At 65.2% G+C, this 20,915-nt stretch carries 26 protein-coding genes and 1 pseudogene; 14 read left to right on the top strand and 13 right to left on the bottom strand.

What is annotated here, in order from left to right:
• Window positions 1-3: 3 nt before the first annotated feature.
• Both JYG32_RS06710 and JYG32_RS06715 read left to right on the top strand, forming a co-directional pair.
• Entirely contained in the window at window positions 4-1,020 is a 1,017-nt protein-coding gene (locus JYG32_RS06710; protein ID WP_213265058.1) for a polysaccharide deacetylase family protein, read from the top strand.
• A 35-nt stretch (window positions 1,021-1,055) separates the two neighbouring features.
• Entirely contained in the window at window positions 1,056-1,772 is a 717-nt protein-coding gene (locus tag JYG32_RS06715; protein ID WP_213265059.1) for an SDR family oxidoreductase, read from the top strand.
• Between the two features lie 142 nt (window positions 1,773-1,914).
• On the opposite strand, the gene JYG32_RS06720 is transcribed toward JYG32_RS06715, so the two are convergent.
• On the bottom strand, window positions 1,915-2,556 hold the full coding sequence (locus JYG32_RS06720) for a CoA transferase subunit B (RefSeq protein WP_047900502.1): 642 nt from the start codon (window positions 2,554-2,556) through the stop codon (window positions 1,915-1,917).
• A 1-nt stretch (window position 2,557) separates the two neighbouring features.
• Entirely contained in the window at window positions 2,558-3,262 is a 705-nt protein-coding gene (locus JYG32_RS06725) for a CoA transferase subunit A (RefSeq protein WP_213265060.1), read from the bottom strand.
• Window positions 3,263-3,485: 223 nt separating this feature from the next.
• Between JYG32_RS06725 and JYG32_RS06730 the strand changes: the two genes are divergently transcribed.
• Window positions 3,486-4,031: a LuxR C-terminal-related transcriptional regulator gene (locus tag JYG32_RS06730; RefSeq protein WP_174382266.1), complete on the top strand. Its 546-nt coding sequence runs from the start codon at window positions 3,486-3,488 to the stop codon at window positions 4,029-4,031.
• A 115-nt stretch (window positions 4,032-4,146) separates the two neighbouring features.
• Here the strand turns inward: JYG32_RS06730 and JYG32_RS06735 are convergent, their stop codons facing one another.
• Together JYG32_RS06735 and JYG32_RS06740 are read right to left on the bottom strand one after the other, a co-directional pair.
• Entirely contained in the window at window positions 4,147-4,587 is a 441-nt protein-coding gene (locus JYG32_RS06735) for an acyl-CoA thioesterase (RefSeq protein ID WP_213265061.1), read from the bottom strand.
• 32 nt (window positions 4,588-4,619) lie between these two features.
• Window positions 4,620-5,402 carry an SDR family oxidoreductase gene (locus JYG32_RS06740; RefSeq protein ID WP_174382267.1) on the bottom strand — a complete coding sequence of 261 codons (783 nt, stop codon included), beginning with the start codon at window positions 5,400-5,402 and terminating at the stop codon, window positions 4,620-4,622.
• Window positions 5,403-5,578: 176 nt separating this feature from the next.
• On the opposite strand from JYG32_RS06740, the gene JYG32_RS06745 reads away from it, so the two are divergent.
• Entirely contained in the window at window positions 5,579-7,252 is a 1,674-nt protein-coding gene (locus tag JYG32_RS06745; RefSeq protein ID WP_213265062.1) for an electron transfer flavoprotein-ubiquinone oxidoreductase, read from the top strand.
• A gap of 149 nt (window positions 7,253-7,401) precedes the next feature.
• Here JYG32_RS06745 and aroC read toward each other — a convergent pair whose 3' ends face one another.
• The 3 genes from aroC to JYG32_RS06760 form a co-directional block, all read right to left on the bottom strand.
• Window positions 7,402-8,502, bottom strand: coding sequence for a chorismate synthase (gene aroC / locus JYG32_RS06750; RefSeq protein ID WP_213265063.1), 1,101 nt, complete (start codon window positions 8,500-8,502; stop codon window positions 7,402-7,404).
• Between the two features lie 246 nt (window positions 8,503-8,748).
• On the bottom strand, window positions 8,749-10,683 hold the full coding sequence (locus tag JYG32_RS06755) for an MFS transporter (protein ID WP_213265064.1): 1,935 nt from the start codon (window positions 10,681-10,683) through the stop codon (window positions 8,749-8,751).
• Between the two features lie 142 nt (window positions 10,684-10,825).
• On the bottom strand, window positions 10,826-11,281 hold the full coding sequence (locus JYG32_RS06760; RefSeq protein ID WP_006488504.1) for a CBS domain-containing protein: 456 nt from the start codon (window positions 11,279-11,281) through the stop codon (window positions 10,826-10,828).
• Between the two features lie 161 nt (window positions 11,282-11,442).
• On the opposite strand from JYG32_RS06760, the gene JYG32_RS06765 reads away from it, so the two are divergent.
• The 3 genes from JYG32_RS06765 to JYG32_RS06775 all read left to right on the top strand — a co-directional run bounded on the left by JYG32_RS06765 (window position 11,443) and on the right by JYG32_RS06775 (window position 12,549).
• Window positions 11,443-11,760, top strand: a complete 318-nt coding sequence (locus tag JYG32_RS06765; protein WP_096470759.1) for an Mpo1-like protein — start codon at window positions 11,443-11,445, stop codon at window positions 11,758-11,760.
• Window positions 11,761-11,888: 128 nt separating this feature from the next.
• Window positions 11,889-12,242: a type II toxin-antitoxin system RelE/ParE family toxin gene (locus tag JYG32_RS06770; protein WP_249744605.1), complete on the top strand. Its 354-nt coding sequence runs from the start codon at window positions 11,889-11,891 to the stop codon at window positions 12,240-12,242.
• Entirely contained in the window at window positions 12,235-12,549 is a 315-nt protein-coding gene (locus tag JYG32_RS06775) for a helix-turn-helix domain-containing protein (RefSeq protein ID WP_213265065.1), read from the top strand. Before JYG32_RS06770 ends, JYG32_RS06775 begins: the two co-directional genes overlap by 8 nt.
• 120 nt (window positions 12,550-12,669) lie before the next feature.
• Here the strand turns inward: JYG32_RS06775 and JYG32_RS06780 are convergent, their stop codons facing one another.
• Together JYG32_RS06780 and JYG32_RS06785 are read right to left on the bottom strand one after the other, a co-directional pair.
• On the bottom strand, window positions 12,670-12,870 hold the full coding sequence (locus JYG32_RS06780) for a hypothetical protein (RefSeq protein ID WP_213265066.1): 201 nt from the start codon (window positions 12,868-12,870) through the stop codon (window positions 12,670-12,672).
• Entirely contained in the window at window positions 12,867-13,286 is a 420-nt protein-coding gene (locus JYG32_RS06785) for a hypothetical protein (protein ID WP_249744606.1), read from the bottom strand. The genes JYG32_RS06780 and JYG32_RS06785 overlap by 4 nt, the downstream gene beginning before the upstream one ends.
• Before the next feature lie 255 nt (window positions 13,287-13,541).
• Between JYG32_RS06785 and JYG32_RS06790 the strand changes: the two are divergent.
• Window positions 13,542-13,751: pseudogene (locus JYG32_RS06790) on the top strand (transposase); the annotation flags it as partial.
• A gap of 40 nt (window positions 13,752-13,791) precedes the next feature.
• On the opposite strand, the gene JYG32_RS06795 reads toward JYG32_RS06790, so the two are convergent.
• The 3 genes from JYG32_RS06795 to JYG32_RS06805 are packed head-to-tail and all read right to left on the bottom strand — an operon-like array spanning window position 13,792 to window position 15,671.
• On the bottom strand, window positions 13,792-15,027 hold the full coding sequence (locus JYG32_RS06795) for an IS256 family transposase (protein ID WP_213265068.1): 1,236 nt from the start codon (window positions 15,025-15,027) through the stop codon (window positions 13,792-13,794).
• Complete coding sequence (locus JYG32_RS06800) at window positions 15,024-15,314, bottom strand: hypothetical protein (RefSeq protein ID WP_213265069.1); 291 nt, start codon at window positions 15,312-15,314, stop codon at window positions 15,024-15,026. The genes JYG32_RS06795 and JYG32_RS06800 overlap by 4 nt, the downstream gene beginning before the upstream one ends.
• 54 nt (window positions 15,315-15,368) lie before the next feature.
• A complete protein-coding gene (locus JYG32_RS06805; protein WP_213265070.1) occupies window positions 15,369-15,671 on the bottom strand; it encodes a hypothetical protein in 303 nt (100 codons plus the stop codon).
• Window positions 15,672-15,840: 169 nt separating this feature from the next.
• On the opposite strand from JYG32_RS06805, the gene JYG32_RS06810 reads away from it, so the two are divergent.
• From JYG32_RS06810 to JYG32_RS06825, 4 genes are all read left to right on the top strand, one after another.
• Window positions 15,841-16,410 carry a hypothetical protein gene (locus JYG32_RS06810; protein WP_213265071.1) on the top strand — a complete coding sequence of 190 codons (570 nt, stop codon included), beginning with the start codon at window positions 15,841-15,843 and terminating at the stop codon, window positions 16,408-16,410.
• A gap of 246 nt (window positions 16,411-16,656) precedes the next feature.
• Complete coding sequence (locus tag JYG32_RS06815) at window positions 16,657-17,007, top strand: hypothetical protein (RefSeq protein ID WP_213265072.1); 351 nt, start codon at window positions 16,657-16,659, stop codon at window positions 17,005-17,007.
• A gap of 195 nt (window positions 17,008-17,202) precedes the next feature.
• Window positions 17,203-17,349, top strand: coding sequence for a phage integrase Arm DNA-binding domain-containing protein (locus JYG32_RS06820; RefSeq protein ID WP_213265073.1), 147 nt, complete (start codon window positions 17,203-17,205; stop codon window positions 17,347-17,349).
• A gap of 476 nt (window positions 17,350-17,825) precedes the next feature.
• On the top strand, window positions 17,826-18,341 hold the full coding sequence (locus JYG32_RS06825) for a tyrosine-type recombinase/integrase (protein WP_213265074.1): 516 nt from the start codon (window positions 17,826-17,828) through the stop codon (window positions 18,339-18,341).
• Between the two features lie 91 nt (window positions 18,342-18,432).
• Here the strand turns inward: JYG32_RS06825 and JYG32_RS06830 are convergent, their stop codons facing one another.
• A complete protein-coding gene (locus JYG32_RS06830; RefSeq protein WP_213265075.1) occupies window positions 18,433-19,764 on the bottom strand; it encodes a YihY family inner membrane protein in 1,332 nt (443 codons plus the stop codon).
• Window positions 19,765-19,908: 144 nt separating this feature from the next.
• On the opposite strand from JYG32_RS06830, the gene wrbA reads away from it, so the two are divergent.
• The gene (gene wrbA / locus JYG32_RS06835) at window positions 19,909-20,520 is read left to right on the top strand and encodes an NAD(P)H:quinone oxidoreductase (protein ID WP_213265076.1); all 612 of its coding nucleotides are present in this window, start codon (window positions 19,909-19,911) and stop codon (window positions 20,518-20,520) included.
• The gene (locus JYG32_RS06840) at window positions 20,517-20,909 is read left to right on the top strand and encodes a DUF2069 domain-containing protein (RefSeq protein WP_213265077.1); all 393 of its coding nucleotides are present in this window, start codon (window positions 20,517-20,519) and stop codon (window positions 20,907-20,909) included. The genes wrbA and JYG32_RS06840 overlap by 4 nt, the downstream gene beginning before the upstream one ends.
• The last annotated feature ends 6 nt before the right edge of the window (window positions 20,910-20,915 follow it).

Consider the following 20,915-nt stretch of genomic DNA (forward strand, 5'->3'; position numbering starts at 1 on the left):
CCGATGACGAACTTCGCTCCTTCGATGCGCACGTCCCGCCGCGCGTTCCTCGCACAGGCCGGTGCCGGCGCCGGGCTGGCCGCCGCGGGCGCGGTACTCGGCAGCGCGGCGCGGGGCGCAAGCGCCGCAACGGCCGGGCCGCTCGCCGCGCCGACCGCCGCGGACGGCAAGTTCTGGCCGGACGACATCCGCCTCGTGATCTCGATCTCGATGCAGTTCGAGGCCGGCGGCCAACCGCCCAAGGGCGCGGACAGCCCGTTTCCGGGCGTCGCGTTCCCCCCTTCCGTGCCGGCGGACCTCGCGTCGGGCACCTGGTTCGCGTACGGCTATCGCGAAGGCATCCCGCGCATGCTCGATCTGTGGGACCGGCACGGCGTGAAAGTCACGTCGCACATGATCGGCGAAGCCGTCCGGTATCGCCCCGATCTCGCACTGGAGATCGTGGCGCGCGGCCACGAAGCGTCGGCGCACGGCCCAAGCTGGCGCTCGCAGTTCGCGATGAGCCGCGACGACGAGCGCCGCTTCCTGATCGAAGCGCGCGACATGGTCGAGGCGGCGACCGGCACGAGGCCGATCGGCTACAACTGCAACTGGTTGCGGCGCGGGCCAAACACGCTGTCGCTGCTGCAGGAACTCGGCTACACCTATCACATCGACGACGTCAGCCGCGACGAGCCGTTCATCGAGACCGTGAACGGGCACGATTTCGTCGTCGTCCCGTACACGCTGCGCAACAACGACATCCTGCTGATCGAAGGTCGCAACTATTCGCCGTCGATGTTCGTCGAGCAGATCAAGCTCGACTTCGATCAGCTTTACGCGGAAGCCGGCCAGCGACGCCGCATGATGTCGATCAGCGCACACGACCGGATCAGCGGCACGCCGCAGATGGTCCGTGCGTGGGACGAATTCCTGCGCTACGCACGATCACATCCGGGTGTCGCGTTCATGCGCAAGGACGAGATCGCGCGTTACGCGCTCGGCAACGCGGCGACACTGCGCGAAACCGAGACGATCTGACCGGATTTCTTTCTTCTCAACGGGAACGAACCATCATGAACGATTCATTCAATGGCAACGCGGTGCTCGTGGTCGGCGGGAGCTCCGGGATCGGCGCGGCCGCCGCGCGGGCATTCGCGCAACGCGGCGCACGCGTGACGATCGCTTCGCGCGACGCACGCAAGGGCGAGGCGGTCGCGGCCGCGATCGGCCGCGGCACGCGCTTCGCACCGCTCGACATCACGCGAACCGACGAAGTCGATGCCTTCTGCGCACGCGCCGACCGGTTCGACCACGTCGTGATTTCCGCCGCCCAGACCGCAACGGGTCCGGTCCGTTCGCTCGCATTCGACGCCGCGCAGGCCGCGATGGACAGCAAGTTCTGGGGCGCGTATCGCATCGCACGTGCAATCGACATCGTCCCGGGCGGCTCGCTGACGTTCGTGTCGGGTTTCCTCGGCGTACGACCGAGCGCATCGTCGGTACTGCAGGGCGCAATCAATGCGGCACTCGATGCACTGGCCCGCGGCCTGGCGCTCGAACTGGCCCCTGTACGCGTCAACACGGTGTCGCCCGGCCTGATCGCCACGCCGCTGTGGGACAAACTCGCGACTGACGCGCGCGACGCCATGTTCGCAGGCGCCGCGCAGCGGTTGCCGGCGCGCCGTGTGGGTCGGCCCGAGGATGTCGCGAACGCGATCGTCTATCTGGCGGCGACGCCGTACTCGACCGGTTCGACCGTGCTCGTCGACGGCGGCGGCGCAATCGCATAGTACGTCGAGAAAGGTCTGCAACACGGGCGCGACCGTCATGGAAACGCGTATTCCCGTGCGCCAAAAGACAGCGCCCCGCATGCGTCGAAGCATGCGGGGCGCCGTAGCCGCGCAACAGCGCGCGGCGCCAAACGCCGTCGGCTTACGCGACTGCGCTGACGTCGAGCGGTGCGCCCGTCTTCGCCTGGATCTCGTCGGCGCTCACGCCGTCGGCGAGTTCGAGGACCTTCAGGCCGGCCGGCGTCACTTCGATCACGCCGAGATCGGTGATGATCAGGTCGACCACGCCGACACCCGTCAACGGCAGGTTGCACTCGTCGAGGATCTTGTGCTGGTCGCCCTTCGCGACGTGTTCCATCAGCACGACGACGCGCTTCACGCCCGCAACGAGGTCCATCGCGCCGCCCATCCCCTTGATCATCTTGCCGGGGATCATCCAGTTCGCGAGGTCGCCCTGCTTGCTGACCTGCATCGCGCCGAGGATCGCGAGGTTGATGTGGCCGCCGCGGATCATCGCGAACGAGTCGGCCGACGAGAAGATCGACGAGCCCGGCAGCGTCGTGACGGTCTGCTTGCCGGCGTTGATGAGATCGGCGTCGACTTCGTCTTCGGTCGGCGACGGGCCGATGCCGAGCAGGCCGTTCTCCGACTGCAGCCACACCTCGACGCCTTCCGGCACGTGGTTCGCGACGAGCGTCGGCAGGCCGATGCCGAGGTTCACGTAGAAGCCGTCCTGCAGTTCCTTCGCCGCGCGCGCGGCCATCTGGTCACGATTCCAGGCCATGTCAGTCTCCTTTCGCGCGTACGACGCGTTGTTCGATGCGTTTTTCGGGCGTCGCGTTCAGCACGATGCGCTGCACGAAAATCCCCGGCGTATGGACCTGGTCCGGATCGAGTGCGCCGTTCTCGACGATCTCCTCGACCTCCACCACGGTGATCTTGCCGGCCATCGCGCACATCGGGTTGAAGTTGCGCGCGGTGCGGCGGTAGATCAGGTTGCCGGACTTGTCCGCCTTCCAGGCCTTCACGAGCGCGACGTCGGCCGTCAGCGACGGCTCGAGCACGTAGTGGCGATCGCCGAACTGGCGCGTTTCCTTGCCTTCCGCGATCACGGTGCCGTAGCCGGTATTGGTGAAGAACGCCGGAATGCCCGCGCCGCCGGCACGCAGCTTCTCGGCAAGTGTGCCTTGCGGCGTGAATTCGAGCTCGAGTTCGCCGGCCAGGTACTGGCGCTCGAACTCCTTGTTCTCGCCGACGTACGACGAGATCATCTTATTGATCTGGCGCGTTTCCAGCAGCAGGCCGAGACCGAAGCCATCGACGCCCGCGTTGTTGCTGATGCACGTGATGCCCTTGACGGCCGAATCGCGCAACGCCGCGATCAGCGCCTCGGGAATCCCGCACAGGCCGAAGCCGCCCACCGCGAAGGTCTGTCCGTCGCGGACGATCCCTTCCAGCGCGGCAGCCGCGCTTGGATAGACTTTGTTCATCTGTTGTCCCTTCCTCTATGGAAACCAGCGAAACCGGTTCACGCGCCCACCTGGGCCGCAAGCCCGCCGCATCATTCTATGCATGCGCGGCGATGCCTGCGTCGAGGCGCGCTGTTTTTATGTCGCGGCAAACTGCCGCGAGATGCCTGAAAGGGTACGATGCGGCGCGGATGCGGCACAATACGCAAAAATACATAAGCGTTTGCCTCCGGTTGCCTGCGCCATGCCCGCTCTCGATTACCAGACTGCCTTTCACCTCGCGCCGCTCGGCCTCGTGATGTCGCGCGACCGCGTGATCGAGGACTGCAACGACGCGCTCGCGTCGATCTTCCGCTGCGCGCGGGCCGACCTGATCGGGAAATCGTACGAGGTGCTCTACCCGTCGACGGACGAATTCCAGCGAATCGGCGAGCGCATCGCGCGCGTGATGGCCGCGAACGGCATCTACTCGGATGACAGAATCATGAAACGGGCCGACGGCGAGCTGTTCTGGTGCCACGTGACGGGCCGCGCGCTCGACCGCACCGCGCCGCTCGCCGCCGGCGTCTGGACCTTCGAGGATTTGAGCGCGACGCGCCGCGTCGCCGTCGAGCTGACCCCGCGCGAGCGCGAGATCGCCGCGCAACTCGCGACCGGCAAGACCAGCAAGCAGATCGGGCGCGTGCTCGACATCAGCTCGCGCACGGTCGACATCTACCGCGCACGGCTGATGCGCAAGTACGGGACGAACAACACGCCGGAGCTGCTGCAGCGGCTGCTCGGGCAGTGAACGGGCGGTAAATGGCTTGCCCGGATGACAATCGGCCGCGCATGGCGGCCGATTCGGGCAACGACGGGCATGGCGACTCACCGGCGCGCCGGCGCTGGCCTCGCCGTATCGGCACTCAGCCGATTTTCGTCGCGAGCGCGCGCTCGATCGTGTCGCGCAACAGTTGCGGCAGCGGCACCGACTTGCCGAGCGCGTAGTCGACCCACACGCAGCGCGCGTTGCCGCGCGCATAGACGTGCTGCGGATCGTCCGCACGCGTGAGCTCGAAACCGGTGTCGAAGCTGCTTCGGCCGGGTTTCGCGGCCGACATCGTCGCGATCACGTCGCCCGGATAATGCAGTTGCTTGAGGAATTCCATCGACGCCGTGACGATGACGGGCCCCTGCCCCTCGCCGTTGCCGCCGGCGATGCCGAGCTCCTCGAACCAAGAGATCCGCGCCTGCTCCATGTAGCGGAAATAGACCGTGTTGTTCACGTGGCCGAACGCGTCCATGTCGCCCCAGCGGATCGGCATCGACATCTCAAAAACGGGTGAGTAATCGCTTGTTGCGCTCATTGCAGTCTTCTTTGTTGCTGAATGTCATCCGCTCAGGCGAGGCCGAAGCCGTCGTCGGCGGAGATAATCGAGCCATTGATGAACTGCGACTCGTCGGCCGCGAGCAGCAACAACAGCCCGTCGAGATCCTGCGGCTTGCCGACGCGCCGGCGCGGCAGCATCGCCTGCAGCTTCTGGCCCTGCTCGGTTTCCCACAGGTAATGATTGATTTCGGTATCGATATAGCCCGGACAGATCGCGTTGACGTTGATCCCGTGGCGCCCCCATTCGAGCGCCATCGCGCGCGTCATCTGCACGACCGCGGACTTGCTCATCGCGTACAGCCCGATCTGCGGAAACACGCGCAAGCCGGCCACCGACGCGATGTTGATGATCCGGCACGGCGGTTTGCCGTTACCGCTGCCGTTCGCGCGCATGATCATCCGCTTCGCGACTTCCTGCGCGACGAAAAATGCGCCGCGCGTGTTGGTATCGAACACGAATTCGAAATCGGCCGGCGTCACGTCGACGAGCTTCTGCATCGTCGAAACGCCCGAATTGTTCACAAGGATGTCGATCGTGCCGGCTTCCGTCTCCGCATGCGCGACCGCCGCCTTGATGCTCTGCACGTCGGTGACGTCAAGCGACACGACGTGCGCGGCACCGCCCGCCGCCTCGATCTCCGCGCGCAGCTCCTTCAGACGCTCGACGCGGCGGCTCGCGAGCACGACCTTCGCGCCGGCTTGCGACAGCACCTGCGCAAAACGCTGCCCGAGGCCGCTCGACGCGCCCGTGACCAGCGCAACCTTGCCTTCCAGATTGATCGATCGACCCATTGCACACCCCTTTCGATGTCGTTTCGCCGCCCCGGACAGCGCTGCCCGTGCGGCATAACCCTAGCATAAAAATAGAACGATCGTGCTAATCTAGCCGCCTGCTGTTGCGGCAAGCGTTTCGTTTCGCAGACAATACGCTCCCGAATAAAAGCATTCTAACGGTTAGAGGAACGCCAATGACCCCCGCAAGCCTCATCGAGCAATACGGCCCGCGCGAATCGATGGAATACGACGTCGTGATCGTCGGCGGCGGCCCCGCCGGGCTGTCGGCGGCGATCCGGCTCAAGCAGCTGGCCGCCGAGAAAGGCACCGAGATCGGCGTGTGCGTGCTCGAGAAGGGTTCCGAGATCGGCGCGCACATCCTGTCGGGCGCGGTGATGGACCCGCGCGCGATCACCGAACTGTTCCCCGACTGGAAGGAACAGGGCGCGCCGCTCACCGTCGAGGTGACGGAAGATCGCTTCCTGTTCCTGTCCGAGAAGAGCGCGGTGACCACGCCGAACTGGGCGCTGCCCGAGAACTTCAAGAACCACGGCAACTACGTGATCTCGCTGGGCAACGTCACGCGCTGGCTCGGCACCCAGGCCGAGGCGCTGGGCGTCGAGATCTTCCCGGGCTTCCCGGCCGCCGAGATCCTGTACCACGACGACGGCTCCGTGAAAGGCGTCGCGACCGGCAACATGGGCGTGGGCAAGGACGGCGAGCCGACCGAGAACTTCCAGCTCGGCATGGAGCTGCACGCGAAGTACACGCTGTTCGCCGAAGGCTGCCGCGGCCATCTGGGCCGCCAGCTGATCTCGAAGTTCAAGCTCGACGCGAACGCCGAGCCGCAGGCGTACGGGATCGGCATCAAGGAACTGTGGGAAATCGATCCCGCGAAGCACAAGCCGGGCCTCGTGATCCACACGGCCGGCTGGCCGCTGAAGTCGGATACCTACGGCGGCTCGTTCCTGTATCACATGGACAACAACCAGGTCGTGGTCGGCTTCGTGGTGGGCCTCGGCTACACGAACCCGTACCTGTCGCCGTTCGAGGAATTCCAGCGCTACAAGACGCATCCGTCGATCCGCGCGTTCCTCGAAGGCGGCAAGCGCGTGTCGTACGGCGCGCGCGCGATCACCGCGGGCGGGCTGCTGTCGCTGCCGAAGACGGTGTTCCCGGGCGGCGCGCTGATCGGCGACGACGCGGGTTTCCTGAACGCATCGCGGATCAAGGGCAGCCATGCGGCGATCAAGACCGGCATGCTGGCGGCCGACGCCGCGTTCGACGCGGTGCAGGCCGGCCGCCAGAGCGACGAACTCAACGCCTATCCGGACGCCTTCAAGCAGTCGTGGCTGTACGCGGAGCTGTACCGCGCGCGCAACTTCAAGCAGTGGATGGCCAAGGGGCTGTACCTCGGCACGCTGATGGTCGGGCTCGAGCAGAAGGTGATGGGCGGCAACGTGCCGTGGACGCTGCATCACCAGCACGCGGACCACGAGATGCTGAAGCCGGCGTCGCAGTGCGAGCCGATCGAGTATCCGAAGCCGGACGGCAAGCTGACGTTCGACCGGCTGTCGTCGGTGTTCATCTCGAACACGAACCACGAGGAGAACCAGCCGGCGCACCTGACGCTGAAGGATGCGAGCGTGCCGGTGAACGTAAACCTGCGCACCTACGCGGGGCCGGAGGCGCGCTTCTGCCCGGCGGCGGTGTACGAGTTCGTGAAGAGCGACGACGGCAGCGATCGGCTGGTGATCAACGCGCAGAACTGCGTGCACTGCAAGACCTGCGACATCAAGGATCCGACGCAGAACATCGTGTGGGTCACGCCGGAAGGCGGCGGCGGGCCGAATTACCCGAACATGTAAGCTGCCGGAACGCGCCGCCACGAGCGGCGCGTTTTTCGGGGCTACTGCAAACCGCCGCAAACGAAACGGGGCGCTGCATCAAGCAGCGCCCCGTTTGCATTTATCGCTCGACGGTCGAGACGGGGCGCGCCGCGACCCGCCCGCTTGCGTCAGGTCGCGCTGCCCGCGATCTTCGGCGTCGGCGTCTCGACGTCGCCGCATTGCGCGCGATGGCGCAGCGCATGGTCGATCAGCACCAGTGCGAGCATCGACTCGGCGATCGGCGTTGCACGAATGCCGACGCACGGATCGTGGCGGCCGAAGGTTTCCACCGTGGCCTGTTCGCCGGCCTTCGTGATCGAGCGGCGCGGCGTGCGGATGCTCGACGTCGGCTTGATCGCAATCGACACGGTGATGTCCTGCCCCGTCGAGATCCCGCCGAGCACGCCGCCCGCATGGTTGCCGACGAAGCCGTCCGGCGTCAGCTCGTCGCCGTGCACCGAGCCGCGTTGCGCAACGCTGTCGAAGCCCGCGCCGATCTCGACGCCCTTCACCGCGTTGATGCTCATCATCGCCTTCGCGATGTCCGCATCGAGGCGGTCGAACACCGGCTCGCCCCAGCCGACCGGCACCCCCGACGCGACGACGTCGATGCGCGCGCCGATCGAATCGCCATCCTTGCGCAGCGCATCCATGTAGGCCTCGAGCTCCGGAACGACCGCCGCGTTCGGCGAGAAGAACGGATTCTCGTGCACGTGCGACCAGTCGACGAACGGCACGTCGATCTCGCCGAGGCCGCTCATGTAGCCGCGCACCTCGACGCCGAAGCGCTCGCGCAACCACTTCTTCGCGACCGCGCCCGCGCCGACGATCGGCGCGGTCAGGCGCGCGGACGAGCGGCCGCCGCCGCGGTAGTCGCGGATGCCGTACTTCTGCCAGTACGTGTAATCGGCATGGCCGGGGCGGAACGTCTCGACGATGTTGCCGTAGTCCTTGCTGCGCTGGTCGGTGTTGCGGATCAGCAGCGCGATCGGCGTGCCGGTCGTCAAGCCCTCGAACACGCCCGACAGGATCTCGACCTCGTCGGCCTCCTGTCGTTGCGTCACGTGCCGCGACGTGCCGGGCTTGCGGCGATCGAGCTCGACCTGGATGTCGGCTTCGGTCAGCCCCATCCCCGGCGGGCAGCCGTCGATCACGCAGCCGATCGCGGGACCGTGCGATTCGCCGAAGGTCGTGACAGTGAAAAGCGTGCCGAGGGTATTGCCGGACATGATGGAACCGCCCAAAGAGAAATGGGCAAACCGATGCGCTGCCCGGGCCGCAGGCAGGTCGATCGTTTGCCGGTCGAGAAAAAGAGGTAAGCCGCTATTATGCCAGCCGTCCCGGGCCCGCGGGCCGCATGAAACGCCGGCCGGGCGCACGGTACGGGCATACGCGGCCCGGCCGGTGCGGCCGGAAGCCCGTTCGGGCCGGGTTGCAGCCGGATGCCTGCCCGCGCGATGCCGGCAGGCGCCCGCCTACTTCCGCGCGCCGCGCAGTTCGGTCACCGCGGCCTGCAGCGACTCGGGCGTCGCGACCGACGCCGGGACCGGCTCGCCGACCGCCAGCGTCAGCCGGCTCATCACGCCGCGCTTGATGGGCCGAGGCATCCGCGCATCGGAATGCCGTGAAAAATAGCTGCCCCACAATCCGCGCAACGCCATCGGAATCACCGGCGCCGGCGTGCGCTGCAGGATCTCGGTGATGCCGTGATGGAACGTGTTGATGTCGCCCGTCTTCGTCAGCTTGCCCTCGGGGAAGATACACACGAGCTCGCCGTCCTTCAGCGCAGCCTCGCACGCATCGTACGCGCGTGCGAGCATCGCGGGATCCTCGTGGCGCGGCGCGATCGGGATCGCCTTCGCATGCCGGAACACCCAGCTCGCGAAGCGCGTCTTGAAGATCCGGTGATCCATCACGAAACGGATCGGGCGCGGGCTCGCGGCGGCCAGCACGAGCGCATCGACGTAGCTGACGTGGTTGCAGACGAGCACGGCCGCCCCTTCCGCCGGGATCCGCTCCGCGTGCACGAGGCGAATCCGGTAGAAGGTGTGCACGAGCACCCATGCGACGAAGCGCAGCAGGAACTCGGGCACGAGCAGGTAGATATACGCCGCGACGACGACGTTCAGCAGCGCGGTGACGAGGAACAGGCCCGGGATGTCGACGCCGGCCTTGGTCAGCCCCATCGCCATCACGGCCGACAGGATCATGAACAGCGCGTTCAGGATGTTGTTCGCGGCGATGATCCGCGCGCGGTGCGTCGGCGCGCTGCGGCTCTGGATCAGCGCGTACAGCGGCACGCTGTAGAAGCCGCCGAACATCGCGAGCAGGAACAGGTCGGCGAGGATGCGCCAGTGGCGCGCGCCGGCCAGGAATTCGCCGACCGACAGCAGGTGGCCGGGCGACGGCAGCGCGTGGCTCGCGAAATACAGCTCGATCGCGAACACGCTGATGCCGATCGAGCCGAGCGGCACGAGGCCGATCTCGACGCGCCGCTGCGACAGCCGTTCGCACAGCAGCGAGCCGAGGCCGATGCCGACCGAGAACGTCGCGAGCAGGATCGTGACGACGTCGGGGCTCGCGGACAGCACGTCCTTCGCGAAATTGAAGAACGACGTGAGGAACGTCGCACCGACGAACCACAGCCACGAGATGCCGAGCAGGCTCAGGAACACCGTGCGGTTCTGCCGCGCGAGCCCGAGGTTGCGCCAGGTCTCGCTGACCGGATTCCAGTTGATCACGAGATCGGGCTGCGGCGCCGGCGTGGACGGCACGCGCTGCGCGACGAGCCGCCCCGCGAGCGCGATGACGACGACACTCACCGCGAGCACGCGCTCGCCGCTGCCTTCGAGGCCCGCGGCCGCGCCGCCGATGATCGTGCCGATCAGGATCGCGATGAACGTGCCCATCTCGACGAGACCGTTGCCGCCGACCAGTTCGTGCTCGCCGAGATGCTGCGGCAGGTACGAATACTTGACGGGCCCGAACAGCGTCGAGTGCATCCCCATCATGAACGTGCACAGATACAGCAGCGTCGCGCTGTGCGTGACGAAGCCGGTCGCGCCGACCAGCATCAGCGCGATCTCGAAGGTCTTCACGAAGCGCGTGAGGGTCGCCTTGTCGTACTTGTCGGCGATCTGGCCGGACGTCGCCGAGAACAGCACGAACGGCAGGATGAAGATCGCGGAAATCAGGAATGCGGCGGTCTTCGCGTCGACGCCGGAGAACCGTGCGGTGTGATAGGTGACGAGCGACGTGAAGCCGATCTTGAAGACGTTGTCGTTCAGCGCACCAAGGAACTGGGTCGTGAAGAACGGCGCGAAACGGCGCTCGCGCAGCAGGTCGAACTGCGATGCGTGGGCGCGCCGTTCGTCGCGCCGCCCCGGAGTGGCTTGCGTTTGATCGCTCATGCGGAATACGCGCGCGTCGTCTCGGCGAAGCTGCGCGGGCCTTGTCGTGTTGTCGTTGTAAAAACGGCGGCGCAGGACAAGCCTGCGCCGCCGCGTGCCGAATGGCGGCGCCCGCGCGTCAGGGCGCCGGGCGCGGCGTGGTTCACGGCTTGTGCGCTTCTGCTTCCGATTCCGGCCAGTCGCGGATGTACGCCTTCAGCATCCGGTTCTCGAAGCTCTGCGCCTCGACGACCGTCTTCGCGACGTCGTAGAACGAAATGACGCCCATCAGCACCTTCTTGTCGAGCACGGGCATGTAGCGCGCGTGGCGCTCGAGCATCATCCGGCGCACTTCGTTGACGTCCGTTTCCGGCGTGCACGTGAGTGGCTCGTCCATCACCTTGCGCACCTGCACGTCGCCAATGGCTCCGCCGTTGACGTGCAGGCGCAGGATGATCTCGCGGAACGTCAGCATCCCGACGAGATCGCCGTACTCCATCACGACGAGCGAACCGATGTCGTGCTCGGCCATCGTATCGACCGCTTCGCGCAGCGGCTTATCGGGCGTCACCGTAAACAGCGTGTTGCCCTTCACTTTCAGAATATCGCTGACGCGCATCGTAGTCCCCTCATGCTTGAATGCAAATCCTCTTTCGATCCTATCGGAAAGCCTGTCAAAAGGAAAGCGCGGGCCGGCGGGCGCGGCGGGCCGCCGCCGCTTGCGGACACCGGCCGCCGGCCGCACAATGGCCCCATGAACAGCGGCCCGAGGAGACGGCCATGGCGCATACGCATTCGGAGCAATTCGCCAGCTTCGCTGATTTCTACCCGTATTACCTGAACGAACACCAGAACCTGACGTCGCGGCGGCTGCACTTCATCGGCTCGCTCGGCGTAATCGGCTGCGTCGCGATGGCGATCGCGACAGGCAACTGGCTGTGGCTGCCGGCGGCTGTCGTCTGCGGCTACGGGTTCGCGTGGGTCGGACACTTCTTCTTCGAGAAGAACCGCCCGGCCACGTTCCGGCACCCGATCTACAGCCTGATGGGCGACTGGGTGATGTTCAAGGACATCTGCACGGGAAAAATCCCACTCTAGCCCGCCGGACAACGGATTGCGCCAGTTTTCGGACCTGAAAAAAGGTCCGAAAACTGACGTTTCGGCACGCGAAGAATCAAGGACTTACGGTGGGGTTTTGAACAGGCTGCCTGAACCGGTCTGAGCCCGTGACGCCTCGTTTAGCGTCGAAGGGAATCTTTCCAGTCGTTGCAAATTCTACGTCAGCGCCACTCTTCAAAGGCTACGTCTCCGACTACTGGACGGAAGATGAACGCGGCGAGTTCTGCGGATGGCTCGCGAAGAACCCCGAAGCCGGGACCGTGATCCCAGGCTCAGGCGGCTGCCGCAAGGTACGCTGGAAGCGTCAAGGCAGCGGCAAGAGCGGCGGCGTCAGAGTTATCTATTTCAACCGCCTCGGCGACGGCGAAATCTGGTTGCCAACCATCTACGCCAAGAGTGCTCAGGAAAACATTCCGGGTCAAACGCTCAAGGCAATCAAGGAGGCTATCGAAAATGCCTAAGACCGAAAAGGAGTTGATCGCACGCGATGCTTCGCGCGATATCGGGACCGAGCTACTGCAAGCCGTGAAAGAGATGAAACGAGGCGAAGCCGCTCGGACGACCCGAGTTGAAATCAGTACGGCCAGCGCGGCACGCAGCAAGGTCGGCCTATCGCAGACTCAGTTTGCAACTGCGCTTGGAATCTCTGTCCGGACCCTGCAGGAATGGGAGCAAGGCCGGCGCACGCCGACCGGTGCCGCGTTGCGCCTGCTGAACATTGCCGCGCGGCACCCGGAAGTATTGCTCGAAGAACTGGCGGTTCAGTAATGGCTGTCTTTGCTGAATTCGACGCGACCGATTACCTCGACACCGACGAAACGGCCGCCGAATTCCTCACTGCTGCGGCCGACGATCCCGATCCCCGGGTGTTGGCTGCTGCGCGCGATGCTATCGGCGCTCTCGCGAGTCGCCGCCAAGCTCGCGCACCCGCTTCTTCAGCCGATGGTTGTCGGCCAGCAAAACCGCGAACGCAATAATCGTCGCTGCCAGGAAAAACCAATCCCCTGAATAGTGCAGCACCGCCCACACGAGCGCCGCGACCACGACGGCGGTGGCAATCAGGGCAATCCTATCGGCGATCCTGCTCACGCGGCCGCCCTCCCGACGACGCGCGCCCGGATCGAGAACGTCACGCTGCTAGGCGACGGCTGAAGCACTTCCGGATGCAACGCGATCACGCGATACACGTCCTGCGGAACCGACAGGCCGCGTCGGGCCACCCACGTACGCACGCCCTCGACAGCGGCAATGCTGTGCTTTTCGCACACCAGCGACGCGTCCGTGGCGACGATAAGACTGCCGATCACCGCGCCGATATAGAAGCTCGCACCAAGGGCGGAGACGGCCGCCAGCACTTCCAGCCCTGTCGTTGCTCCGATCAGCTCGCCCATCGTCGCGTTCGGGCCGAGCGTCTTGAGTGTGCCGAGAATCGTCGCAAGCGTCCCGGTCGCGGTCTGCTGCGCAGCGAACAGGCTGGCCGGCGCGGGCAAGCCAAGAGCGTCCATGTTGTCTTTGAACGCCCCGTAGAATGTCTTGCATTGCGTCATGTGGAATCCCCAAGGGTGGAACGGGGATTCTAACAATGATGCGCGGCACAACCGAACCTGTCAGTTTCATCAGGTTTGTTCGTGCTGCTGCGCCACTGGCTCCTGCGCTCCCCGTCGACTCACCGCCCGCAATGATCTGCTCTAGTAATCCTGGACACAAATGAGTGTTAGTGTTTCCGAGGCAATTTTCCCAATAGGAACGGGAGGTTGGCGATGAAGCGCAAGCAATACTCGGTGGAGCAGATCGTGGCCGCGCTCAAGCAAGCTGAGCTGGGCATGCCGGTGGCGGATCTGGTTCGGCAGCTTGGGATATCGGAACAGACGTACCGATGGAAGAAGCAGTACGCGGGCCTGGAATCGAACCAGGTCTGCGAACTGAAGCAACTCCAGGATGAGAACGAGCAGCTCAAGAAGCTGGTCGCGGGGAGGTATCCGGAATTTCGTGTGTGAGGCGGGTTAAAACTCAGATTCCGATGCTGAATCGCTCCGGGTAAAGCAGCGCGAACTGCGTCATCGCGCTCTTCCAATCGTGCCGGGAGCCGGTCCACTTGGCAACGACGTTGCGCAGCGCCAGCCAGATCAGCTTGAGCGCGGCCTCGTCCGACGGGAAGTGGCCGCGCGCCTTGATGATCTTCCGAAGCTGCATGTGCAGCGACTCAATGGCGTTCGTGGTGTAAATGATCTTCCGGATGTCCGGCGCAAACACGTAGAACGGAATCACCTGCTCCCAGGCTCGCCGCCAGAGTGCGGCGATCGGTGGGTATTTCGCGCTCCACGGGCCGGCGTCGAACGCGTCCAGCGCTACGGCAGCCGCCTCGGCCGTTGGTGCCCGATAGACCTCTTTGAGCGCTGCCGCGACCGACTTCCGGTCTTTCCAGCTCGCAAAGTCCAGCGAGTTGCGGATCAGATGCACGATGCAGGTCTGAACCGTCGTTTCCGGGAACACGGAGTTGATCGCTTCGGGGAAGCCCTTCAGCCCGTCGACCACGGCGATCAGAATGTCCTGCACGCCACGCAGTTTTAGGTCGTTGACCACCCGCAGCCAGAACTTGGCGCCTTCGGTTTGCTCGATCCAGAGGCCGAGCACGTCGCGCGTGCCGTCGCGACGCACGCCCAGGGCCAGGTAGATCGCCTTGTTGCGCACTACGCCTTCGTCTCGGATTTTCACGCGCAGCGCGTCGAAGAACACCACCGGGTACATGGGCTCGAGCGGCCGCTGCTGCCATTCGCGCACTTCGTCGATCACCGCGTCGGTGACCGTGCTGATGAAGTCCGGCGATACCTCGATACCGTACATCTCCAGCAGGAAGCCTTGTATTTCCCTCACGCTCATGCCGCGCGCGTACATCGCGATGATCTTGTCGTCGAAGCCGGTAAAGCGTCGCTCGCCCTTGGCAATTAGCACCGGATCGAATGTCCCTTCACGGTCGCGCGGAATCTCGACGTCGAGCAGGTCGTCGTCGGTCGTGATGCGTTTGCGACTGGTGCCGTTGCGGTGGTTCGTGCTGTCCGCCGGCTTGGCTTGGCCTTTCTCGTAGCCGAGGTGGTGGGTCAGTTCGCCGCCCAGCGCACGCTCGAAGATCGCCTTCTTGAGCGCGGCGAGCTGCTCATTGATCGTCGCCCGGTCCAGCGTCCCGGGCACCAGTTGCTTGATCAGTTCCGAGGCCAGGTTCAAACCCTTGCCCGGTTCGATCGTCACTTCTGGTGATGCCAGCCGGTGATGATCCAGAATCGCTGACCGTCGATTTCATACTCGTCGACGAGCTCGATCGCGAGCAGTTCGTCGACCAGTCGGCGAACGTCTGCCGCGGTCAGGTCGTCTGCGGGGAACACCTCGGCCTTGAGGCGTTTCGGGCTCGCGGGGTATATGCCTGCGTCGTCGCAGAAATTCCATAGGCCGATGAATGCGAGCCGCGCGTCGCGCGACAGTTCCATGACCAGCTCGGAAGTCCAGAATCCGGGCTTGACGGTGCGGATGCGAGCCATGTCAGGCCCCCATCCGAATGGTGGCCGCGCCGAATCGGCGGCCAGGCGCGAGATTTACTCCTGTTCGCCTTTCCGCGACCGAATCAACTGCACATTCGATGAATTGACGATCGCCGCGAACTGCTCGTATTCCGCTTCCATTCGATCGGCCAGCTGCAACCAGTTGCCGACCCATCGCTCCCATTCTGGCGGAAGTTGTTCCTTGTCTACGAGGCACGCATGCAACTTCACAATCACGGCCAGCGCATCGCCAAGCGGCCCGCGCTTCGCCTCGTCGACGGCCAACTCCCAGTATTGCCGATCTGCCTCGCGACCGGCTCGCAGTATTTCTGACGGCCTGTTTTTGTGCTCGCTCATTGCTGGCTCCGTGGTGTGGTTCAAGGCTCTCGCCATGATACAGAGTGCGCGTTGATACCCAAACCGTAGACTGGTCGGTGAGAAGATTCGGGAAATCGAAGCTATCGGGATACCCCCGATTTCGAACATTCGCCACAATGCTGGTTTTGCTACGATGCGACGCTGCCACTTGAACAACAACCACGTGAGAGAGCAATTGTCGACATACTTTTTCGTATCCCAAGAACCGGCACGCGGCGCCGGAATTATTCAACCGGGCACATGGGCAGCAACATACATGGATGCGTATCGCACGCAGCGCGTCAACTGCGGTGATCCATGGTGGCTTGTTATCGAACAAGCCGTCGAAATCGAGCGGCTCAAGCTGGACCCTACGCTGCCGAGCCGCTGGCGATCGGCTTATCTGTTCCCTACCCTCAACGACGCAATGCTGACGTTGCATCCGCAATACTTTGGAATGCGGGAAAAGGTCATCTGGACCGCCGAATTCGTGGACAAGAGCGCAAAGACGCATATCGGGAATGCGGACCTCTTTAATCCATTGGAAAATCTTCCGTACAGCGCGTTCGTCGAACGCGCACGTAACTACTGGCGCGTCCCACAGGCGGCGAATCATCTCGAAGTGATCGCGGAATCGGCAGTGCGTCTGCTCGTGCCGGTGCGTGTCAGCCGACCGGACGGCATGTGGTATCCGGTTGTCCAACATAGCGCTACCGTTCCCACAACCCAGATCCTGTAACCGCGGCGACAAGCTGCGCGACGTCATATTGCTCTGGTCGGCATATCTCATGGTCGCTCATCCCACAGTGCGCTCTGCTCTGCTGCTCACGACGTCGTGTGCGCCTGCAGTCCGCGCTGCGCGTCCTCGATGCGGCGGCATGCCGTATCGAAAATGTGTGGACTAAGTTCGATTCCCACGAAGTCGTGCCAGCACTGCACGGCCGCAACGCCGGTTGTGCCGGAATGCGCACGGTCGCTGCGCGCCGTGACGGGGAGGCATCATGACAACGCCCCCGACGAAATCCTCGCGCGACTGAACCCGGGCCAGGTCTATGAATCCGGGCCGATCGCCGGCAAGTTCGGCAACAACGTCGCACAGGTGATGTCGATCCTCGAAGCGCTGGTCGACGCCGGCCGGCTGAAACGCGGCACGAAGCGACACAGCGGCCGCCAGTACGCAGGCTATGTGCGCATGTCCGACGTCGAGATCGAGCTCCGCGACACGACGACGATCGCGGGGCCGGCCTACACGCCGAACTGGCGATCGACGCTCACCGGATACGACAGCGCGAACCGTGAGCGCCAGGCGCTTTGCATGCTGGCGAGGTCGCGATGAAACTCAGTCTCGAAAAATGGATCGAGCGCGAATTCGATCCCGCGCCAACGATCCGCACCGCGCGCGCATGGTTGAAGGACCGCAAAATCTCCCCCCGCCGGCCAAGATCGGCAGGACCTACTACGTTGAGCAGAACGCCGTGTTTCAAGGCGGCACCGAACGCCAACGCCTCGCCAACCGCATCCCGAAATAATCATGGCTGCACGCCCCCGCATCCGCCAGCGCGCGAACTGGCCCGACAACCTGTACATGCCGCGCGACGGCTATTACACGTGGCGCGACTCGCGCGACGGCAAGACGCACATTTCTCGGCCGCATGCCGCTACAGCAGGCGATATATGAGGCGCAGGAAGCGAACCTCGTCGTCGCGCAAAGTGCGAAAACGAAGGCGCTCGCCGAGCGGATCGGGGGCACAGACGATACGCTCGCTGACCTGGTAGCGAAGATGCCGAAAGACGGCCTGAAGCCGAACACGATCAAGGCCCACAAGTATTACGACGCGTGCATCGTTGCCACGCTCGGCGCCGTTCGCTGCTGCGACCTGACGACGAAGCACTGTGCCGATCCGATCGACGCCCTGGTCGAGGAAGGCAAGATGACTTGGGCGCGTGCGATCCGCGTGCGCCTGATCGCGATCTGCCGGCGCGGCGTGTCCAAAGAGTTGATGACGACGAACCCGGCCGCCCTGACCGAGCGACCGAGCGACCGAGCGACCGAAGGTGAAGGTGAAGGTGAAGGTGAAGCGGCGCCGATGACGCTGCCGGAGTTTCAGGCGATCCTCGTGCGCGCCCGAGGTCGCCGACTGGCTACCGAACGCGATGCTGCTCGCGCTCGTTTCCGGTCAGGATCGGGCGACGGTCGCCGGATGGACTCGTGCGGACGTGCGCGACGGGCATGCCCTGACCACGCGCCCGAAAACCGGCGTGCGCGTGTTGATTCCGCTGGAGCTGCATCTCGACGTGCTCGGCATGTCGCTCGGCGACGTCGTGGCCCGCTGCCGGACGACCAGCGTCGTCAGCAGCTATCTGATCCACCACCTGCGCCAGCATGGGCCGGCGAAGCGCGGCGCCCGCGTGAAGCTCGACACGATCACCGAGGCGTTCAAGAAGGCCCGGATACTGGCCGGCGTCATAGGTGACGACGCGCCGACCTCCCACGAAATCCGCAGCCTCGCGAAACGCCTGTACGAGAAACAGCGCAACGTCGACACGAAGAACCTGCTCGGCCACACGACCGACGAGTCGGCCGATCTGTACGCCGACGATCGCGGCCTAGAACCGCTGAAAGTCACGATCAGCCCGTGCGGTTCTGAACGAATTTTGAACAACGGTTGAACACCTCTTTATAAATCAAGGGGTTAGACAAATCGGCGCGTAACAAGTATCTGCACCGGCAAGATTCCGCTGTAGCCGCCGGCCGCCGCATTCACGCGGGCCGCGGCGGCCGCGCGTGCGGATCCGGCACGCCGCCCGGCGCCTGTCCGGGGATGCCCGCCGGCTGCGCTCCCGCGAGCCGGTGCTCGGCGATCAGCGACACGAGCGACACGTCGAACCGCTCGTTCGACAGCACCTCGAGCAGCGCCGCGCCGTCGACATGGCTGCGGCGCCGCTGCAACTGGTAAGTCAGCTCCGTACGGTCGATCACCAGCACGTCGAACAGTTGCGCGAGCGTCAGTTGCTCCGGGTTCGCGAGCAGGATGTAGCGCGGCGTGGCGTCGTCGTCGCCGTCCAGCCGCGCGATCCATTCCCGCTCCTCCATCGTCGTCAGCAAGCGCTGCGCGGTTTCCATGTCGCACCGCAGCATGGTCGCGAGCCGCATCGCCGTGTAGCCGCGCTTGCCGGCCGCGTGCGCTTCGGCCAGCCGTGCGAGCAGCTCGAGCGCATCGAGCAGGTCGCTGCCCGGATAGTGGATGCGATGGAACTGGCCGACGCGGATCGCCGGCAGCGCGGACGCCACCATCGCACCGAGCAGCGCGATGAACCAGCTCAGGTACACCCACAGCAGGAACACGGGCAGCGCCGCGAACGCGCCGTACACGGCCGTATAGGTCGGAATGCGCCGCACGTAGTAGCCGAAGCCGCGCTTCGCGAGCTCGAACGCGACGGCTGCGAACAGCCCGCCGATCACCGCGTCGCGCCACGCGACCGTGCAGTTCGGCAAGTACACGTACAGCAGCGTGAATGCGAGCACCGTCAGCGGCAGCGACGCAAGCGCGAGCAGCCACTCGACGATCGACGTGGACGGCCCCGCGCCGGTGAACGCGAGCGACTGCGTGAACAGGTACGACGAGATCGACAGGCTCACGCCGAACAACAGCGGGCCGAGCGTGATCAGCGCCCAGTACGCGAGCACGCGCTGCGCGAACGGCCGCGGCTTGCGCACCCGCCAGATCAGGTTGAAGGCCGATTCGATCGTCATCATCGTCATCACCGACGTGACGACGAGCACGATCAGGCCGGCCGTCGTCAGCCCCTTGGCCTTCGACGCGAACTGGTTCAGGTACTTGAAGATCTGGATGTTGAACTGCGCGGGCATCAGGTGATCTGCGAGGAACCCCTGCAGCGAGATCTGGAACGACGCGAACATCGGGAACGCGGTAAACAGCGCGAACGCGACCGTCACGAGCGGCACGAGCGCCAGCATCGTCGTGAACGTCAGACTGCCCGCCACTTGCGGGATGCGATCCTCGGCACTGCGCCGGGCGGCGAACTGCGCGAGGCGCTTGAGGGTGTCGAGATCGACGCTCAACTTCGGCAAACGGCTTCTCCTTCTTGATACCGCGCGCCTCACGGCGCGCCGCCGCCGCGCTGCGCGACGGCTTCAGCCCCTATAATAGCCGCTCGATCCAGCAGGGGCCGACTGCACCGGGCACGCGCGCGGCCGCACGCGGCTCCGTCGCCCATGAAAGACATCCTCGTCCTCTATTACAGCCGTCACGGCGCCACGCGCGATCTCGCGCTCGCCATCGCCAACGGCATCGACAGCGTGCCGGGCATGCAGGCACGCATCCGCACCGTGCCGCCCGTGTCGACGGTCTGCGAAGCCAGCGCCCCCGACATTCCCGCCGACGGCCCGCCGTACGCCGAACTGCGCGACCTCGAGGAATGCGCGGGCCTCGCGCTTGGCTCGCCGACCCGCTTCGGCAACATGGCCGCATCGCTCAAGTATTTCCTCGACGGCACGACGCCGCAGTGGCTGTCGGGCGCGCTGACCGGCAAGCCGGCGAGCGTGTTCACGTCGACGGGCAGCCTGCACGGCGGCCAGGAATCGACGTTGCTGTCGATGATGCTGCCGCTGCTTCATCACGGGATGATGATTGTCGGGATCCCGTACACCGAATCCGCGCTCAGCACGACGCGCACCGGCGGCACGCCGTACGGCGCGTCGCATGTCTCGCACCACGACCGCACCGCGCCCGGCGGGCTGTCGGCGGACGAAAAGGCGCTCGCGGCCGCGCTCGGCGTGCGGCTCGCGCGCGCGGCGGCCGCCCTCGCCGCGGCCAACGCCGCATGAACGCGCCCGCCCGCCCCGCCGTCGCGGCCCGGCCGCGCTTCGCGCTGGCCGCCGCCGCGTGCCTCGTCGCGCTGATCGCGCTGTCGCTCGCGTGGGAGCTGTGGCTCGCGCCGCTGCGCCCGGGCGGCTCCGCGCTGATGCTCAAGGCCGTGCCGCTCGCGCTCGCGCTGCCCGGCGTCTGGCGGCGTAACATCTATACGATGCAGTGGGCAAGCATGCTGATTCTCGTCTATTTCGCCGAAGGCATCGTGCGCGGCATGTCCGATCGCGGGCTGTCCGCGACGCTCGGCTGGTGCGAGACCGCGCTTGCCGTCGGCTTCTTCGTGGCGGCGCTGGCGTACGTCGCGCCGTTCAAGCGCGCGGCGAAAAAAACGCGCGCCGCGTCCTGAACCTTA

Origin of the sequence: Burkholderia pyrrocinia, from assembly GCF_018417535.1 — a bacterium.
Taxonomy (GTDB): Bacteria; Pseudomonadota; Gammaproteobacteria; order Burkholderiales; family Burkholderiaceae; genus Burkholderia; species Burkholderia pyrrocinia_E.

Bases quoted from the DNA above. Each gene is read 5' to 3' on its own strand.
- JYG32_RS06710 (WP_213265058.1), top strand. From the start codon at position 4: ATGACGAACTTCGCTCCTTCGATGCGCACGTCCCGCCGCGCGTTCCTC.
- JYG32_RS06715 (WP_213265059.1), top strand. From the start codon at position 1,056: ATGAACGATTCATTCAATGGCAACGCGGTGCTCGTGGTCGGCGGGAGC.
- JYG32_RS06720 (WP_047900502.1), bottom strand. From the start codon at position 2,556: ATGGCCTGGAATCGTGACCAGATGGCCGCGCGCGCGGCGAAGGAACTG.
- JYG32_RS06725 (WP_213265060.1), bottom strand. From the start codon at position 3,262: ATGAACAAAGTCTATCCAAGCGCGGCTGCCGCGCTGGAAGGGATCGTC.
- JYG32_RS06730 (WP_174382266.1), top strand. From the start codon at position 3,486: ATGCCCGCTCTCGATTACCAGACTGCCTTTCACCTCGCGCCGCTCGGC.
- JYG32_RS06735 (WP_213265061.1), bottom strand. From the start codon at position 4,587: ATGAGCGCAACAAGCGATTACTCACCCGTTTTTGAGATGTCGATGCCG.
- JYG32_RS06740 (WP_174382267.1), bottom strand. From the start codon at position 5,402: ATGGGTCGATCGATCAATCTGGAAGGCAAGGTTGCGCTGGTCACGGGC.
- JYG32_RS06745 (WP_213265062.1), top strand. From the start codon at position 5,579: ATGACCCCCGCAAGCCTCATCGAGCAATACGGCCCGCGCGAATCGATG.
- aroC (WP_213265063.1), bottom strand. From the start codon at position 8,502: ATGTCCGGCAATACCCTCGGCACGCTTTTCACTGTCACGACCTTCGGC.
- JYG32_RS06755 (WP_213265064.1), bottom strand. From the start codon at position 10,683: ATGAGCGATCAAACGCAAGCCACTCCGGGGCGGCGCGACGAACGGCGC.
- JYG32_RS06760 (WP_006488504.1), bottom strand. From the start codon at position 11,281: ATGCGCGTCAGCGATATTCTGAAAGTGAAGGGCAACACGCTGTTTACG.
- JYG32_RS06765 (WP_096470759.1), top strand. From the start codon at position 11,443: ATGGCGCATACGCATTCGGAGCAATTCGCCAGCTTCGCTGATTTCTAC.
- JYG32_RS06775 (WP_213265065.1), top strand. From the start codon at position 12,235: ATGCCTAAGACCGAAAAGGAGTTGATCGCACGCGATGCTTCGCGCGAT.
- JYG32_RS06785 (WP_249744606.1), bottom strand. From the start codon at position 13,286: ATGGACGCTCTTGGCTTGCCCGCGCCGGCCAGCCTGTTCGCTGCGCAG.
- JYG32_RS06800 (WP_213265069.1), bottom strand. From the start codon at position 15,314: ATGGCTCGCATCCGCACCGTCAAGCCCGGATTCTGGACTTCCGAGCTG.
- JYG32_RS06805 (WP_213265070.1), bottom strand. From the start codon at position 15,671: ATGAGCGAGCACAAAAACAGGCCGTCAGAAATACTGCGAGCCGGTCGC.
- JYG32_RS06820 (WP_213265073.1), top strand. From the start codon at position 17,203: ATGGCTGCACGCCCCCGCATCCGCCAGCGCGCGAACTGGCCCGACAAC.
- JYG32_RS06825 (WP_213265074.1), top strand. From the start codon at position 17,826: ATGCTGCTCGCGCTCGTTTCCGGTCAGGATCGGGCGACGGTCGCCGGA.
- wrbA (WP_213265076.1), top strand. From the start codon at position 19,909: ATGAAAGACATCCTCGTCCTCTATTACAGCCGTCACGGCGCCACGCGC.
- JYG32_RS06840 (WP_213265077.1), top strand. From the start codon at position 20,517: ATGAACGCGCCCGCCCGCCCCGCCGTCGCGGCCCGGCCGCGCTTCGCG.